Source organism: Aromatoleum sp. (assembly GCF_035254505.1).
Classification (GTDB): domain Bacteria; phylum Pseudomonadota; class Gammaproteobacteria; order Burkholderiales; family Rhodocyclaceae; genus Aromatoleum.
This window is the reverse complement of sequence record NZ_DATFAO010000034.1, coordinates 17,663-34,523: the sequence shown is the minus strand read 5'-3', so window position 1 is coordinate 34,523 and position 16,861 is coordinate 17,663. Positions and strand designations below refer to the sequence as shown.

Here is a 16,861-nt window from a genome sequence, read left to right as displayed (position 1 = left end):
TCAGAGCACTGGGTCGGCATGGAGTCGCCGACGTCTTTTCCGTGGAACCAAAGGCCTGACGGATTCCACTAAACGTCATCCATGCCCGGAGGGTCCGCGAATGAAGGCGGTCGTCGTCATTGATCAGAACCAGAAGTGGTTCGAGATTCCGGACGCTACCGTTCTGACGGCGCGCCGATATCTGGCGGAACCGGAGAGCGGTAACGAAGGCGCCGTGCAGGTGCTCAACCTGTGTCGCACCGGCCGCTACCAGGGACGCGGCTACTACGTGTCGCTGCTCGCCGAGGCTCGCGGCCAGCATCCCATCCCCGACGTCAAGACTGTCGAGGACCTGCGGTCCGAGGCCTTCGTGTGCACGCTCGAAGCCGAGCTTCAACCGCTCGTGCAGGAAACGCTGCATCACGACGAGAGTGAGCGCTTCCAGCTCGACGTCTACTTCGGAATGCACGCCACTCACCAGGCGATCGCCGAGCAACTGTTCGCGAGGGTGCGCGCGCCGCTGCTGCGGGCGCTGTTTGTCCGCGCGGAGGGAAGCTGGCGCCTGGACGGCCTGCAGGCCCTGGGCCTTGCCGACATTCCGCTGCAAAGCCGCGCCTTTCTCGTCGATGCGGTGAGATCCTTCATGGCCGAAAGATCGGCGGCCAAGCGGCAAGGCGCCAACAAGGGCCAGCCGCGACTGGCCATCCTTTGGGACCCGAACGAGCCGCACAAGCCCTCCAACGAGGAGGCGCTGCAGCGCTTCGTGAAGGCTGCGCCGCTCGTCGGACTGGAAGCGGAGCTCATCGGCCCCGACGCACTGGAGCGCCTCCCCGAGTTCGACGCCCTCTTCAACCGCGCGAGCCCCGAGGGCATCATCTACGAGTTCGTGCGCAAGGCGGACTCACTGGGGATGCCGGTCGTGGACGATCCGGAGTCCATCCTCAAGTGCGGGAACAAGGTGTTCATGCAGGAGTTGCTGAACCGGCATCGCATCGCGACGCCGCGCACGGTGATCGTGCACCGCGGCAACGTGGACGAAATTGTTCCGACCCTGGGGCTACCCTGCGTGCTCAAGCTGCCGGACAGCGGCTTCGGACTCGACGTGGTGAAGATCGAATCCGAAGACAGTCTGCGCAAAGAAGCGGAACGCTTCTTCAACAAATCGGAACTCATCATCGCGCAGGAATGGCTGCCCAGCGACTTCGACTGGCGCGTCGGCGTGTACGACCGACGTCCCCTCTTCGTCGCCAAGTACTTCATGGCGCCCGGCCACTGGAAGATCATCCGGATGGACGAGGGCGAGCAGGAGATGGTCGAGGGCAAGACCCAGGCGATGACCATCGGCGAGGTCCCCGAGCAGGTGATCAACACCGCGGTACGCGCCGCCAACCTGATCGGCCGCGGCCTGTATGGCGCCGACCTCAAGCAGGTCGGGGATCGCGTCTATCTCATCGAGGTCAATATCAACCCGAACATCGACGCCGGCAACGAAGACCAGGTGCTGGGCGAAGCGCTCTACCGCGAAGTGCTCGGCGTGTTCGCGCGCCGCATCGCGGAGACTTCGGGCGGCGGTGCGCAACGCACAGGGGCGTGAGCGAATCATGGAATTTGTCGTAAACAGCGAGAACGTCGACAAGCAGCGCACGGGCTGCATCGTGGTCGGCGTGTACGAGGGCGGCACGCTTTCGCCCTCCGCGATGGAGCTCGACATCGTATCGGGGCGCGTCGTCAATGACGCGTTGCGCCGCGGCGACCTCGACGGCGAGCTCGGCACGACGCTACTCCTCACCCGGATTCCCGACGTGGGCGCCGAACGCGTGCTGCTCGTCGGATTGGGCCCCGAGGGGGAATTCATCGAGAGCTGTTATCACACGGCGCTCGGCGCGGCGACGCGGGCGCTCTCCACGACGGGCGCCACGGACGCGACGCTCTGCCTCAACGAGCTTCCGGTGGGTGGCCGCGACGGCGCATGGAAGATCGAGCAGGCGGTGCTTGCTGTCACGGACGGCATGTATCGCTTCGACACGCTGAAGAGTGAGCCGCCGAAACAGAAGCGCGCTCTCAGGAAGATCAGCCTCCGCGTCGCGGATCGCTCGGAGGCGCCGTTGGCCGAGGCGACGATCGATCGGGCGGTGGCAATCGCCGAGGGCATCACGCTCGCCAAGGATCTCGGCAACCTGCCCGGCAACGTCTGCACTCCGACGTATCTGGCCGATCAGGCGCGAGCACTCGGCAGCCTCCATGGCTTCGAGGTGAAGATCCTCGACCGGGAGGACATCGCGAAGCTCGGCATGAACGCATTTCTCGCGGTCGCGGGCGGCAGCCCCCAGTCGCCGAAGCTCATCATCATGGAGTACCGCGGCGCCGGCAGCGATGCGCAGCCGATCGTCCTCGTCGGCAAGGGCATCACGTTCGACACGGGCGGCGTCAACGTCAAATCGCCGTCGGACATGGAGGAGATGAAATTCGACATGTGCGGCGCGGCGAGCGTCTTCGGGGCGCTGCGGGCGGCCGCGCTCATGAAGCTGCCGCTCAATGTGGTCGGCATCGTCCCGGCCGCGGAGAACATGCCCGACGGCAACGCCATGAAGCCGGGCGACGTCGTCACGACGATGTCCGGCCAGACCGTGGAAATCCTCGACACCGACTCCGAAGGCCGCCTCGTTCTCGCCGATGCGCTCACCTACGCCGAGAGGTACAAGCCCGCGGTGCTCATCGACGTCGCGACGCTCACAGGCGCGATCGTAGCCGCGCTGGGCGAGATCGCGAGCGGCGTGTTCTCCCCCAGCGACGCGCTGGTGGGCGAGGTGCTCGAGGCCGGCGACCGCGCCTGGGATCGCGCCTGGCACATGCCGCTGTGGCACGAGTATCAGGAGACGTTCAAGTCGAACATCGCGGATTTCGCGAATGTCGGCCCGCGCGGCGACTGCGCGATCGCCGCCGCGTGCTTCCTTTCGCGCTTCACCAAGCGCTATCCGTGGGTGCACCTCGATATCGCCGGAACGGCGTCGACGAGCGGCGAGGACAGGGGCGCCACGGGCAGGCCGGTGGCGCTTCTTGCGCATTTCCTCACCGGCCGTGCGGCCGGGTGAGTGCCCGCACGGCGAGGCTCGACTGGCTCGCGCTAACCGACGGTATAGCCCCCATCGACCACAATTTCCTGTCCGTAAATATTCCTGGCCGCATCGGAGGCGAGAAAAACGGAAGTCTCTGCAATGTCTTCCGGTTGTCCGAAAGCGCCAGGCAGAAGTCGGGCGGTAATTTTTTCAGCAACCGTGCCCAGTACTTCGGGCGGCAGTCCCACCGTTCCCCAGAGAGGTGTCCCGATGGGGCCCGGCGCGATCGAATTGACGCGGATGCCTTGCGGAGCGAGTTCCGCGGCCAAGGTCTGAGACAGGGATTTCAGCGCTGCCTTGCTTGCACTGTAAATGGCCAGGCCAGGAAAACCGACTTGGGTAAGGAAGGTGGTGATGAATTGAATCGATCCCCCTTTGCGAACATGGGGGATGAACAGGCGAGCCGTTTCCGCCGCAGCAAAGAAGTTGACCGAAAACTGCGTATCGAAGGCCTCGGCGGTGCTGGCCTCGAAGGACACGACCCGCGCAATGCCTGCATTCGGGACGACGATATCGACGGCGCCGAATGCCTGGACCGCTTCATCCACGAGGCGCTTCAGGTCTTCGGATCGGGTCACATCCCCGGCGACGGCCTTTACCTGCCCGGGATAAGCCGCCTCCAGCTCCTGCAAGGCAGCAAGATTCCGTGCGAAAGCGACAACCTTGGCACCTTCCGCTGCGTATTTCTCGACAATCGATTTGCCGATTCCGCTACTGGCGCCCGTAACGACGGCAACCTTCCCTTCCAGCTTCCTCACCATGCTTTGCTCCAAGATCGTCCCGAGGCTCGGGAATGCGAACAAGAATGGTGGCGATGCACATCATTCTCATTGATGGGCATCAAGAAGAAGGGCGCCGTTACGATCAGTTCATCGCACCTGCTCGAACTGCTCGCGCAGGTTCTCCAGAGTGTCACGCTCGCCGCGGACATGGAAGAACGCGCCCTCGTCCTCCGCCCGCTCCTCCAGCACCTCGCAGTTCGCGTAGATGTCCTTGCGCCATTGCTGCGCCGACCACGGAAGGAAGAGTTCGGCGGCGACCAGATCCCGCTGGAAGAAGGTGACGATCTTCTGGCGCAGCTTCGCGACGTCGTCTGGGCGACGCGCGCTCATCACCACACAGTCCGGGTACTGCGCCCGCAAGGCCGCTTCGCATTCAGCTTGCGCGTCGGCATCGCCGACATGGTCGATCTTGTTGAAGACGCGCAGGCGCGGCAGCACGTCGGCGCCGATCTCTTCGAGCACGTGGTCCGTGACCTCCAACTGGCGCTGGAATCCCGGATCGCTGGCATCGATGACATGGAGCAGCAGCTCCGCATCCAACGCTTCGTCGAGCGTTGACTTGAACGACGCGACGAGTCCGTGCGGCAGGTTCTTGATGAAGCCGACGGTGTCGCTGACGAGCACCCGCGGCACGCTCTCCGGGTAAAGGACCCGCACCGTCGTGTCGAGCGTCGCGAAAAGCTTGTTGGCGACGAGCACTTCGCTGCCGGTGAGCGCCCGCATCAAGGTCGACTTGCCGGCGTTCGTGTAACCGACGAGCGCAACTCCGGCGAGGCTCTGGCGCCCTTGCCGTCGCGCACGCTGCGTCTTGCGCTCGACCTCCATCGCGTCGATTTCCTCTTGCAGCTCGGCGATGCGGTCGCGCACTTTGCGCCGATCCAGTTCGGTGTGCGATTCGCCCGCCCCACGGCCGCCCGTGCCGCTACGCTGGCGGCCTTGCGGCCCGGCGAGCTTCGCGGCCTCGCGCAAGCGCGGCGCCATGTAACCGAGGCGCGCGATCTCGACCTGCGCGCGTGCGGCGCGCGAGCGTGCATTGCGATGGAAGATTTCGAGGATGACCATCGTGCGGTCCATCACCTCGCAGCCCACCTCGACTTCGAGGTTGCGCGCCTGCGACGGCGAAATCTCGTGATCGACCAGGATCGCGTCGATCTCGTGCGCGCTGGCGGCGTTCACGTACTCATGGATCTCCTGCCGCTTGCCGACGCCCAGGTAGCCGTTCGTGTCGAAGCCGGAACGCTTCTGGATGAAGGTGTGGACGACGGTGATCCCCAATGTCTTGGCGAGTTCGCGCAGCTCGGTCAGCGATGCCTCGAACTCGACGTCGCTGACGTTAGGCAGTTGTACGGCCGCCACGACGGCGTATCGGGGTTTTTCCTGAACTTCCCTTTGCATTCGGAGATTGCGTCCTTCAGTGAGCAAGACCGGATAGTACACGTGCGCCCGCGGGCGCGCTGAACTCCCCGCGTTGACCTCCTGTATCGACTCGGGCAATTCCGTGCCAACGACGCCCCCAAAGGACGTATCCTTGCGTCCTTCCCGATTCGGTCGAACTTCGCAGTGCGGTTCCGCGCGCGCGTTCCTTTCCCTATCCGCCCGCCACTGGAATCCCACACCGGAGCCTTATTCCCATGATCACCCTCAAGGACGTCACCCTTCGCCGCGGCGCCAAGGTGCTGCTCGACAGCACCTCCGTCACGCTCAACCCCGGCGAGAAGGTCGGCCTAGTGGGGCGCAATGGCGCCGGCAAGTCCTCGCTGTTCGGCCTACTGAACGGCACGCTCCATGAAGACGCGGGCGACTTTCACATGCCGGCGGCCTGGCGCATGGCGCAGGTCGCACAGGACATGCCGGAAACGAGCCAATCCGCGACCGACTTCGTGATCGAGGGTGACACGGCGCTGCTCGCGGCCCAGCAGGAAGTCGCGGCGGCCGAAGCGAGCGACGACGGCGAGCGCATGGCCTACGCCTACATGGCGCTGCACGACGCGGGGGCCCACGACGCGCAGGCACGTTCCCAAGCGCTGATCCTCGGGCTCGGCTTCAAGACCACCGAACTATGCAATCCGGTGAACAGTTTCTCCGGCGGCTGGCGCATGCGCCTGCAACTCGCCCGCGCGCTAATGTGCCCGTCCGACCTGCTGCTCCTCGACGAACCGACCAACCACCTCGACCTCGACGCGCTGGTCTGGCTCGAAGCCTGGCTCAAGCGCTACACCGGCACCCTGGTCGTCATCAGCCACGACCGTGAATTCCTCGACGCCATCACCGACGTCACCGTGCATATCGACAACCACAAGCTGACGCGCTACGGCGGCAACTACTCCACCTTCGAGGACACGCGCGCGCTGCAGCTGGAGTTGCAGCAGAACGCCTACGCCAAGCAGCAGGACAAGATCGCGCACCTGCAGAAGTTCATCGCCCGCTTCAAGGCCAAGGCCAGCAAGGCCAAGCAGGCCCAGAGCCGGGTCAAGGCGCTGGACCGCATGGACAAGCTCGCGCCGGTGCTCGCGAGCGCCGACTTCACCTTCGAGTTCAAGGAACCGCTGAACCTGCCCAACCCGATGCTGGCGATGGAAGACGCCTGCTTCGGCTATCCGCCCGCGGAAGGTGCCCCGGCCGGCACGCCGCCGACGGTGATCGTGCGCGGCGTGAACAAGTCGGTGATGGCGGGCGAGCGCATCGGCATCCTGGGCGCCAACGGTCGCGGCAAATCGACACTGGTGAAGACCATCGCCCGCGACCTCACCCCCATCAGCGGCGTGGTCACCGAGGGCAAGGGGCTGCGCATCGGCTATTTCGCCCAGCAGGAGCTGGACGTGCTCCGCCCACAGGACAATCCGCTCGAACACATGGTGCGCATGGCGCGCGAAGGCCTGCCTGCCGGCCAGAGCGGCCGTGAGCAGGATCTGCGGACCTTTCTCGGCACCTTCAACTTCAGCGGAGACATGGTGCAGCAGCCCGTGGGCACCATGAGCGGCGGCGAAAAGGCCCGCCTCGTGCTGTGCATGCTCGTGTGGCAGCGCCCCAACCTGCTGTTGCTGGACGAACCGACCAACCACCTTGACCTCGCCACCCGCGAAGCCCTGGCCATGGCCCTCAACGAATTCGAGGGCACCGTGATGCTGGTCTCACACGATCGCGCCTTGCTGCGCTCGGTGTGCGACGAGTTCTGGCTGGTGGCGCGTGGCGGCGTCGAACCCTTCGACGGCGATCTGGACGATTACCAGCAATACCTGCTCGACGAAGCCCGCCGCGCCCGCGAAGAGCTCAAGGCCTCGCTCAAGAGTCCGAAGCATGAGCCCGCCCCGGCCCCGGCTGCGGCCAACCGGATCAGCCCGGAGAAGCTCAAGAACCTCAAGCGCGACCTGGGGAAGCTCGAGCAGACGATCCTGGAAGTCCAGGCGCGCAAGCACGCCACCGAAGCCCGGCTGGCCAACTCCCCCTCGGTGCAGGAACTTGCCGAACTGGGAAAAGCGCTGCAGCAGATCGACGAGAGCCTGAATGCGCACGAGGACAACTGGCTGCAGCTTTCCGAGGAGATCGAAGCGGCAAGCCAAGTCTGAAGGCGCGAGTCTCAATGTTGCAAGGCCTTGGAAATATCGACAAGGCTTGCCGGCTTTCGCAGGTAACCGTCGAAATCCGTCGCGACGCGCTGCTTGGTTACATCGTCGTCGTGTCCGGAGAAAGCGATCAAGCGTAAACTCGCTCCATAGACTTGCCGCAACCTTCGCGCGACCTCGAAGCCGTCCATTGTCGGCATCGTCAGGTCCACGATGGCCGCTTCTGCCGCAAAGGACAGACCGAGCGCTTGAGCCCCCTCATAAGCGACCTCGACGTCATGGCCGGATTGCGTCAGCAGGGCCGCCAGAGCGTCCGCTCCGTCTACGTCGTCGTCGATCACGAGAATACGCACTGTCGCTCCTGAGGATGTCGCTGGAATCCTTCCTACCTAGCAAAGCACGTTCCCGCCAAACGAGGTTTGCAACGTGAGACTTTCGACCTTCATCCTGGATAACCTTGAGCCCATCCTGAAGCAATGGGAGGATTTTGCGCGCTCGTTGCAACCGGGGCGACTCATGACAGTGGGCGGCCTTCGCGACGATGCGGAGCGAATGCTGCGCTTCATTGCAGCCGACATCGAGACCTCACAATCGCGGGCCGAGCAGCTGCAGAAGTCGGTCGGCCTGGGGCCGCTACTTGCCGATGGGGGCGACAGCGCGGCACACGACCACGGCAAAGCGCGTGCCGTGGACCACTTCACGTTTTCGGAAATGGTTTCGGAGTATCGGGCGCTGCGCGCTGCCGTCACACGCATGTGGCTCGACTCGGCCGGCATCGACCGCGAGAGTGTGGATCAGCTCGTGCGCTTCGACGAAGCGATCGATCAGGTTCTCGCCGAATCCGTGGTCCGCTTCGCTGCAACGCTGGAAAGGGAGTCGGACCTGTTCACCGCGTCGATCGGCCACGACTTGCGCAACCCGCTGAACTCGATCGTGTCGTCGTCCGAGATGCTGGCGCAGTCCCGTTTGTTGCCCGAGGCCGAACGCGCTGCAGCGAAACGGATTGCCGGGTCCGCGTTCCGCATGGCAGGCATGCTCGCCGAGCTGCAGGATTTTTCTCGCAGCCGCCTCCACGGCTTGATTCAGCTGTCGCTCGAGCATGCCAACCTGGCGCAGATATGCAGAGAGGTCATCGCCGAGATCGCCGCCACCCATCCCACTTATGCTCTGAAGTTCACCGAATCGGGCGACACCGCCGCAGTGGTGGACCGCAAGCGCATCGGCCAGTTGATTTCCAACCTCGTCGGAAACGCGGTGCAGCACGGGACGCCATCGGGCGAGATCTCCGTGAGCGTGCTGGGCGAGGAGCAGCACGTGCGCATGGAGGTGCATAACGAGGGACCCAAGATCGATCAGGCCCGCCTCGAAGAGATCTTCGAACCCTTGCAGCGTGCCGAGTCCGAGCTACCGCGGGTGCCGGGAAGTCTGGGCCTCGGGCTTTACATTGTCCGCCGGATAGCGGTGGCGCACGGCGGAGCGGTGAGCGTCACGTCGACCGAAGCAGCCGGGACAACTTTCGTCGTGCTGATTCCGCGAACGCCGCAAGACTGATTCCGTCTCGGCGGAAGGTCAGGGCAAGCCTCACGCGACTGCAGCAGCTCGCAGGCGCGCTACGTGCCGCCCGTGGAGCAGGTAGAACGCGCCCATGCATAGCACGGCAAGCGCCGCCATGCTCCAGTACAGGTTGCGATAGCCCATGTGCGAAATCGTCACGCCGAGCAGGTAGGGACCGAAGCCCAGACTGCCATCCATGAAGATGAAGAAAGTCGATGTCGCGAGACCCATGCGATGCGGCGCCACGACTTTGACGGCAACCGCGTAGAGCGCCGACTGCAGATTACCGAATCCGAGACCGATCAATGCGGCGGCCACCAGGAGCGACGTCCCGGTGTGCGCATTGGCCAACAGGGCCAATCCCGCCGCGAGTAGCACGCAGCACGGATAGACCACCACGCTGGACCCCTTCCGGTCCATCAGCCGCCCCGTCAGCGGACGCGAGCACAACACCACCGCCGAATACACGATGAAGAAGAAGCTCGCAGCAGTGACGAGATTGAGCTCACCCGCGTACACGTTGATGAAAGCGAGCACGCTCGCATAGCACAAGCCTCCCAGGAAGGTGACCGCGGCCACCGGAACAGCCTTGGTTTCGAGCAAGCGGCCGAACGAGAATTCAAGACCGCGGATTTCCTTGTGCGAGGGATCCATCTCCGGTACCTGCAGCCAGAGGGCCGCCAGCAGGCCGAGCACCGCGATCACCAGGCAGGTCACGAATATCCAGTTGAAATTGGCGTGCTCCAGCAGCCAAAGCCCCAGGAAGGGGCCGATGGCCGACGCCAGGGTCGTGCTGAGGCTGTAGTGACCGATGCCCTCCGCCTTGCGATCCGGCGGGATGATGTGTGCCACCGCCGTTCCAGCCGCGGTGCTGGCCACGCCCAACGCGAGGCCATGCAGGAAGCGCACGACGATCAGCGTCGACACCGAGTGGCTCAGGAAATACAGGCAGGCCGTCAGCGCGAACGCGGCCGTGCCGACGATCATCGTCGTCTTACGACCCAGGACGTCGATCAACTGACCAATGATCAGTCGCCCCGACAGAGTGCCGATGACGAAGATGCCGGCGACGAGTCCGGCCTCGCTCAACGACGAACCGTACGCATCGATGGCGTAGGCGCCGACCACCACGATCAGCATATAGAAGACGAGACACAAAAAGAAATTCACGCCCGAAACGATCAGGAAGTTCCGGGTCCACAGCGGTGAGGATTGCATGATGGGAAAATGTTATTTGAGATTGGCGAGCAACTGAGGGAAGACGGCGACTATCTGCTCCAGCGGACCAGGCGCGATTCCCGCGGTCACGCGCGTCTCCAGCGCAGTGATCTGCGCACGGCATTCCGCGTAAATACGCTCGCCTTGGGCGGTCAGCGCAAGCGACTTCTCCCGCCGGTCGCTGCCCGGTACGCATATCAGATACCCGAGTTCCTCCAGGCGCTGCACCCGGCGGGTGACGCCCGGTTTTTCGATGCCGTAGTAATTGGAAATCTCCACGAGCGAGGCTTGCGCATGCTCGTGCAGATAGAGCATCACTTGCCACAGCGAATAGGACAGCTCGTAAGGACGGAGTAACTCGTTCAGCGCCTGGATCAGCGGCCGATAGACGGACAGATAAGACCGGAAAAATCCTTGCATCGGATCGTATGGTTACCTTTGTTAATGGTTAACCAAAGCAACTATCTACCTGCGGGGAGCTGCTGTCAACCGCGGTGCGCGCGGTTGGAAATACATCGCAGGCACCCTCTGTTGAATCATCAGTGCCACAATCCCCCGACTCTTCCCCCGTCGGGACACTTCCCATGAACCATCTACGCACACGAGCCGTCCATGCCGGCCAAAAGCCCGACCTGGTCAGCGGCGCGATCGCGACGCCGATCACCCAGACGTCCGCCTTCGCGTACGGCACCCTCGACAATGGCGCCGCGATCTTTGCCGGCGAGGCGGAAGGCTATCGCTACAGCCGCTTCGCCAATCCGACGGTCAAGGCGCTCGAAGACAAGGTGGCGGACCTGGAAGGCGCGGAGGCCGCGGTCGCCTTCTGCAGCGGCACGGCCGCCGTGTCCTCGACCTTGCTCGCGTTGCTCGCTCCGGGCGACGAGATCGTGTTCCTCGGGCCGCTATACGGTGGCACGGAAAGCCTGTTCAACGCATTGGGCGCGCGTTTCGGCATCCGTGTGGTCGATGCCGCGGAGCGCGGGCTCGAAGCAAGCCTTTCGCCGGCCACGCGTCTGATCTGGGTCGAGACGCTGACGAATCCGACGCTGCACCTGCACGATCTGGACGCCGTTGCTGCGATCGCACGGCCCCGCGGGATCACGACCGTCGCCGACAACACGTTCTGCTCGCCCTGCCTGACCCGTCCGCTCGAACATGGTATCGACCTCGTGATGCATTCGATGACGAAATACCTGGGCGGTCACGGCGACAGCACCGGAGGCGTGCTGGCCGGCGCAGCACGGCTGATCGCCCCGGTGCGCGCAACCGGCCTCGGGCACGTCGGCGGCAATCTGGCTCCGCACGAGGCCTTCCTGATCCTGCGCGGCATGAAAACCCTCCCCCTTCGCATGGCGGCGCACTGCGAAGGCGCGGCCGAGGTCGCCGCCTTCCTTTCGTCGCACCCCGCGGTCGCCGCGACGCACTACCCGGGGCTCGCAAGCCATCCTCAGCACGCGCAGGCGCGCCGGCAGATGGAGGGCGGATATGGAGGTATCGTTTCGTTCGAGCTTGCGCGGGGAACTCGCCGCGCGGCGGGGGCTCTGCTGGATAACCTGAAGCTGTTCACCCAAGCGGTGTCGCTCGGGGATGTCGATAGCCTCGCCTGCCATCCTGCGAGCACCACGCACAGTTTCATCTCACCCGAGGCAAGGGCACGAAGCGGGATCGGCGAGGGCTTGATCCGACTCAGCGTCGGAATCGAGCATCCGCAGGACCTGATTGACGACCTGCGCGCGGCCCTCGCGGCGAGCGTTGCGGTCGCCTGACTATTGGACGGCCGCGATGGGTCGCAGAAACGATTTTTCAAAGAGGGGAACCAGGTCCTTCTCCTCCATGCTTGACCCGATGGTGCTGCCGATCATCCGGCCCTCGGCATCCAGCGCAGCGATCCCGAAGGAATGCTCGAAGTCCCCGTTGGCGATCTTTCGATACTTGAATTCGATCAAGGACGACAGTTCACGCAGATCGGATTCGTTTCTCGCCGTGATAAAGCGCCATTGCGGAAACTCGAGCGAATGTTTTCCAGCAAATTTCTTCATCGCGGCCGGCGTGTCGTGCGTCGGGTCGAAGCTGACCAACACGAATTGAATGTCGTTCTTCAAGTGCTCGGGCAGCATTCGCTGCAGCGCCTTCATGTGCGAGACGGTGGTCGGGCAGGAGAACTTGCAGGAGAGGTAGATCATCGAAATCGCCACCGGTTTGCCGGCGAGCGACGAGAGTTCAACCGTCTTTCCTGATTGATCGACCCACTTCGATTTCACCTGATAGATCGAATCGTTCGGCAGGTCGGCAGCAAAAGCGCCGGCCAATCCGATCGACAGGTTCAGCAGTAGCAGAATCAGTGCCTTGATCATTTGTTCCTCGCTTCCTGGACGCAGCGAAAGCCCAGGTTATTGATCGTGTATTTGGCCTTCAGGCTGCTTCGGAAACCGAAGCGCAAGAAGGCCGCGTAATCCGATTTGTCGGCCGCGTTGGCGGTGCCGGCGCCGCAAAACAAGGTCTTGTCGAGCGAACCGTCGGCTCTCGATTCACCGGTGACCATGGCCGAATTGAAATCCTGCGTCCATTCCCAGATCAGTCCGTGCAGGCTGATCACGCCGGTGCTGTTCTTGAATCCGGAAGTGACCGCGGGTAATACCTCGGGCGTCGGCTCCGAATACCAGTCCAGGATCACCTGGCGGATGTCGGCCCCCGGAATGGGGCGGGAGGCGACGTACTCCCATTCATTCACCGTCGGCAATCGCTTGCCCTGAGAGGCGCAATAAGCCTTGGCGGCAAACCACGAGACATTGACCACCGGGCTGTCGGCCGGTGCGTGCGAGCCCGGCTCGCTCGCCGATTGCCAGTGACGCAGATAATCGGATTCCGCAAAGAGCGGACTCAGCGACGATCTTTGCCACTCGGGGTGGCGTGCCACGAAGCCGCGGAATTCGGCGTTCGTGACCGGTGTGACATCCATGACGAAAGAATCGACACGAACGGGTTGCTTTGCCGAACCGTACAGCGGCGTAAATACGCCGCCGTCGATCCGGACTTGATCCGCGATGGCCACGCCGCCCTGCACGAGCAGAAGGAAGACCAATGCCTTTTTCATGTACTGACTTCCTTCGCTCGCTGATCGGCTTTCGCGGTGAGGTATGGCTTAGTGCTCGGCGCCCGACGGCTGACCAGCAGCCGGCTTGTTTGCCCGAACGGCTTTGACTTCGGCCGGGGTGATGACTTTCTTGGAATTGCCCCAGGAGTCATACACGTACGTCAGGACGTTGGCGATGTCCTCGTCGCTCAGCACCTGGGCCGGCATCACGGCGTTGAACTTCTCGCCATTGACGACGATTGCACCCTCGCGGCCGTGAACCACGGTCTCGATCGCGCGGTTCTTGTCCGCGTTCAAGAAGTCCGAATTCGCCAGCGGGGGGAAGGCGCCCTTGATACCGCTACCGGTGGCCTGGTGGCAGGCGAGGCAGTTATTGCCGAAGATCCGTTCGCCGAACTTGATGCGGTCCTTGGTGTTCTTGGCCAACACCAGCGGCGGCGCGTTGCCGTCCATCTCCTGAATACCGGAGCCTTCGGGCTGATAGACCGCATCGTTCTGCTTGCCGGAATAGATCACCTTGTTCTCCGGGCCGTCGACTTTCAGCATGCCCAACGCGCCCTTGTTGAAGGCACGGGTCAGCGCGTGGTCGACCAGGACGTAGGTGGCCGGCACATCGACCTTGAACTCCACCACGGTCGCACCGCCTGGGGGGACGATGGTCGTTTGCACGTTTTCATTGACGAACTTGGTTCCGCCTTCCGGGTAAACCTTGTCGAAGATCTCGCCGATGATATGGAAGTTGGAAGAGAGATTCGGGCCGCCGACGCCGAAGAACATGCGCACGGTTTCGCCGACCTTGGCCTTCAGCGCGTTGTCGCCGGCGATGGCGCCTACCGAGCCGTTGAAGACGACGTACGAAGGACGCTCGTCGACCGCCTTTTCCATATCGAACGGCTGAAGTCCGGGTTCGCCGCTCCTGCCCTTGGTATAGAAGTCGCCCTGCATGACGTAGAGCTCCTTGTCGACCTTGGACATGCCTTCCTTCGGCTCGACCAAAATCATTCCGTACATGCCGTTCGCAATATGCATGGCCACGGGGGCCGTCGCGCAGTGATAAACGAAGAGACCCGGGTTCAGAGCCTTGAACGAGAACACCGACGAGTGGCCGGGCGCGGTAAACGAGGCACCGGCGCCGCCGCCTTGGCCGGTGACGGCGTGCAAGTCGATGTTATGGGGAACTTTCGATGACGGATGGTTATTCAGGTGAAACTCGACTTCATCGCCTTCGCGAACCCGGATGAATTTCCCGGGGACTTTCCCACCGTAGGTCCAGAACACATATTCCACGCCGTCTGCAAGGCGCATCTTGGTTTCTTTGACCTCGAGATTCACGATCACCTTGGTCGCATGCTTGCGCGTGATCTGCGGCGGCACCTGCGGTGCATCGGTGAGAATTGCCTCTTCCTGTCCCTGAATTTCCTCCGCGGCATAGACCTGGGGGCCCGCCGCCAACAACAGCGACATACCGAGCAAACTGAGCAGCTTCATCGTCTTCCTTTCTATTGCGTTGTGAACGGGCGCGAATTTGGACGTCCTCGGCAAAATGGAAAATGATTTCAATCAAATTTGGAAAAATAGCCGTACTCGAGATGTGGTATCAGCTCGCATAGAGCGATAACGGAGGAGCGAGTCGTGCAAGTCGGCGGATTTAAAAGAATATTTCTAGAAATATTCTTAGCAATACAAGTCGGCGACCTATCGCAGCTCGCATAGTCGGAATAACCCGAGTGGGTTACGAAGGGATGCCTTCCTCCCCTTACACGGGCGAATTCCATCGGCGCACCACGCTTGGCGGAATCAAAAAAGGCCGCCCGGGCCACTGGATCGGCCCGGGCCGGCGAAGCTCCGGCAACGATTGGGAGGAAGGGGGTTACGACTGTTTGCCGGAGCGGGAGAGCTGGCGTCAAGCGCCGGTGTACGCCGTCTTCACGATCGTGAAGAAGTCCTCGGCATAACGGCCCTGCTCGCGCGGACCGAAGCTCGACGCCTTGCGCCCGCCGAAGGGCACGTGATAATCGACGCCCGCGGTCGGCACGTTCACCATCACCATGCCGGCTTCGACGTTGCGCTTGAAGTGTGACGCATGCTTCAGCGAGCTCGTGCAGATGCCCGCCGAGAGGCCGTACTCGGTGTCGTTCGCGAGCGCGAGCGCGTGCTCGTAGTCGGCGGCAGGAATCGCGCAGGCGACCGGCCCGAAGATTTCCTCGCGCGCGATGCGCATCGTCGGATCCGCGTCGACGAAGAACGCAGGCGACAGGTAGTGACCCGTTTTCCCGCGCGTCAAACGTTCGCCGCCGAAGGCGAGACGCGCGCCTTCCGCACGGCCGATGCCGATGTAATCGAGATCCTGTGCGAGCTGAGAAGCGTCGACGACAGGGCCGATGTCCGTGCCGGCTTTCAGCGCGTCATCGACCTTCAGTGCCGCGAGCCCATCGCTGACCGCCTTCACGAAAGCCGGATAGATGCCCTTCTCGACGATGAAGCGGCTGCTCGCGGTGCAGCGCTGGCCGGTCGAGTAGTAGGCGCCCTGGATCGCGCAGAACACCGCCTGCGCGAGATCGGCGTCGTCGAGCACGACGAGCGGATTTTTGCCGCCCATCTCGAGCTGCATCCGTGCAAAGCGCCGCGAGGTGGCGTCCATCACGCGACGGCCGGTCGCCGTCGAGCCGGTGAAGGTGATGCCGTCGACGTCCGGACTGTCCAGCAGCGCCTGACCGACCTGACTGCCCGGCCCCGTGACCAGATTGAACACGTCGGCGGGGAGCCCCGACCGGCTGATGATCTCGGCGAGCGCCCACGCGGAACCGGGCACCAGGTCGGCCGGCTTGAACACGACGCAGTTGCCGTGGGCCAGCGCCGGCGCGATCTTCCACGCGGGGATCGCGATCGGGAAGTTCCACGGCGTGATGATGCCGACGACTCCGAGCGCCTCGCGCGTGATCTCGACGTCCAGCCCCGGCCGCACCGACGGCAGCCGCTCGCCGCCGCAGCGCAACGCCTCGCCGGCGAAGAACTTGAAGATCTGTCCGGCGCGCGCCGCCTCACCGATCCCTTCGGGCAGCGTCTTGCCCTCTTCGCGCGACAGCAGCGCACCCAGCTCGTCCTTGCGGGCGAGGATCTCGCTGCCGATGCGGTCAAGCGCGTCGGCGCGCACCTGCGGCGTCGAACGCGACCACGCCGGGAAGGCCGCACGCGCCGCAGCGATCGCCTCCTCGGCGAGACCGCGGTCGGCCTGTGCGTAGTGGCCGACGATGTCGCTCGCGTCCGACGGATTGATGTTGGCGCGCACGCTCACGCCGTCGCGCCAGGCCCCTGCGATGAATAGCTGCTTCATGATCGTCCTCAGGTCCGGCAGCGCTGCACGAGCAGACCGACATCACGCGCATCGGCATTCGGTGCGGCGGCCGGGATCGACGGCACGATCGCCCGCGCCTGGATGCCGACCGGCACGTCGCCGATCGCCGCGACGGCGCCTTGGGTCAGCGCACCGAGCCCGAACGTGGATTGGCGTACGGGCTTGGCGCCCGCGGCATTCGAACGCTTGTCCATGTCCCT

15 protein-coding genes are annotated in these 16,861 nt (G+C 63.6%); 5 read left to right on the top strand and 10 right to left on the bottom strand.

Going from position 1 to position 16,861, the window contains the following annotated elements; translation table 11 throughout:
* Positions 1–100: 100 nt before the first annotated feature.
* Both VJ673_RS05770 and VJ673_RS05765 read left to right on the top strand, forming a co-directional pair.
* Positions 101–1,573: a RimK family ATP-grasp domain-containing protein gene (locus VJ673_RS05770; RefSeq protein WP_324125098.1), complete on the top strand. Its 1,473-nt coding sequence runs from the start codon at positions 101–103 to the stop codon at positions 1,571–1,573.
* Between the two features lie 7 nt (positions 1,574–1,580).
* On the top strand, positions 1,581–3,071 hold the full coding sequence (locus tag VJ673_RS05765) for a leucyl aminopeptidase (protein WP_324125097.1): 1,491 nt from the start codon (positions 1,581–1,583) through the stop codon (positions 3,069–3,071).
* Positions 3,072–3,103: 32 nt separating this feature from the next.
* On the opposite strand, the gene VJ673_RS05760 is transcribed toward VJ673_RS05765, so the two are convergent.
* Both VJ673_RS05760 and hflX read right to left on the bottom strand, forming a co-directional pair.
* Positions 3,104–3,856 carry an SDR family NAD(P)-dependent oxidoreductase gene (locus VJ673_RS05760; RefSeq protein ID WP_324125096.1) on the bottom strand — a complete coding sequence of 251 codons (753 nt, stop codon included), beginning with the start codon at positions 3,854–3,856 and terminating at the stop codon, positions 3,104–3,106.
* A gap of 108 nt (positions 3,857–3,964) precedes the next feature.
* Positions 3,965–5,272 (bottom strand): GTPase HflX, encoded by a 1,308-nt coding sequence (gene hflX / locus VJ673_RS05755; protein ID WP_324125095.1) that lies wholly within the window; start codon positions 5,270–5,272, stop codon positions 3,965–3,967.
* A 236-nt stretch (positions 5,273–5,508) separates the two neighbouring features.
* Here hflX and VJ673_RS05750 point away from each other — a divergent pair, with 236 nt between their 5' ends.
* Complete coding sequence (locus tag VJ673_RS05750) at positions 5,509–7,443, top strand: ABC-F family ATP-binding cassette domain-containing protein (RefSeq protein ID WP_324125094.1); 1,935 nt, start codon at positions 5,509–5,511, stop codon at positions 7,441–7,443.
* Positions 7,444–7,454: 11 nt separating this feature from the next.
* On the opposite strand, the gene VJ673_RS05745 is transcribed toward VJ673_RS05750, so the two are convergent.
* Positions 7,455–7,793 (bottom strand): response regulator, encoded by a 339-nt coding sequence (locus VJ673_RS05745; RefSeq protein ID WP_324125093.1) that lies wholly within the window; start codon positions 7,791–7,793, stop codon positions 7,455–7,457.
* Positions 7,794–7,866: 73 nt separating this feature from the next.
* Between VJ673_RS05745 and VJ673_RS05740 the strand changes: the two genes are divergently transcribed.
* Complete coding sequence (locus VJ673_RS05740; protein ID WP_324125092.1) at positions 7,867–8,991, top strand: sensor histidine kinase; 1,125 nt, start codon at positions 7,867–7,869, stop codon at positions 8,989–8,991.
* A gap of 30 nt (positions 8,992–9,021) precedes the next feature.
* Here the strand turns inward: VJ673_RS05740 and VJ673_RS05735 are convergent, their stop codons facing one another.
* Both VJ673_RS05735 and VJ673_RS05730 read right to left on the bottom strand, forming a co-directional pair.
* Entirely contained in the window at positions 9,022–10,212 is a 1,191-nt protein-coding gene (locus tag VJ673_RS05735) for an MFS transporter (RefSeq protein WP_324125091.1), read from the bottom strand.
* A gap of 12 nt (positions 10,213–10,224) precedes the next feature.
* A complete protein-coding gene (locus tag VJ673_RS05730) occupies positions 10,225–10,632 on the bottom strand; it encodes a MarR family winged helix-turn-helix transcriptional regulator (protein WP_324125090.1) in 408 nt (135 codons plus the stop codon).
* Positions 10,633–10,796: 164 nt separating this feature from the next.
* On the opposite strand from VJ673_RS05730, the gene VJ673_RS05725 reads away from it, so the two are divergent.
* The gene (locus VJ673_RS05725; RefSeq protein WP_324125089.1) at positions 10,797–11,978 is read left to right on the top strand and encodes a trans-sulfuration enzyme family protein; all 1,182 of its coding nucleotides are present in this window, start codon (positions 10,797–10,799) and stop codon (positions 11,976–11,978) included.
* On the opposite strand, the gene VJ673_RS05720 is transcribed toward VJ673_RS05725, so the two are convergent.
* From VJ673_RS05720 to VJ673_RS05700, 5 genes are all read right to left on the bottom strand, one after another.
* The gene (locus VJ673_RS05720) at positions 11,979–12,566 is read right to left on the bottom strand and encodes an SCO family protein (protein WP_324125088.1); all 588 of its coding nucleotides are present in this window, start codon (positions 12,564–12,566) and stop codon (positions 11,979–11,981) included.
* A complete protein-coding gene (locus tag VJ673_RS05715) occupies positions 12,563–13,264 on the bottom strand; it encodes a formylglycine-generating enzyme family protein (RefSeq protein ID WP_324125087.1) in 702 nt (233 codons plus the stop codon). Before VJ673_RS05715 ends, VJ673_RS05720 begins: the two co-directional genes overlap by 4 nt.
* Before the next feature lie 90 nt (positions 13,265–13,354).
* Positions 13,355–14,794: a copper-containing nitrite reductase gene (nirK, locus tag VJ673_RS05710; protein WP_324125085.1), complete on the bottom strand. Its 1,440-nt coding sequence runs from the start codon at positions 14,792–14,794 to the stop codon at positions 13,355–13,357.
* Between the two features lie 415 nt (positions 14,795–15,209).
* Positions 15,210–16,640 (bottom strand): aldehyde dehydrogenase family protein, encoded by a 1,431-nt coding sequence (locus VJ673_RS05705; RefSeq protein ID WP_324125084.1) that lies wholly within the window; start codon positions 16,638–16,640, stop codon positions 15,210–15,212.
* Between the two features lie 8 nt (positions 16,641–16,648).
* Positions 16,649–16,855, bottom strand: coding sequence for a hypothetical protein (locus tag VJ673_RS05700; protein ID WP_324125083.1), 207 nt, complete (start codon positions 16,853–16,855; stop codon positions 16,649–16,651).
* Between the last annotated feature and the right edge of the window lie 6 nt (positions 16,856–16,861).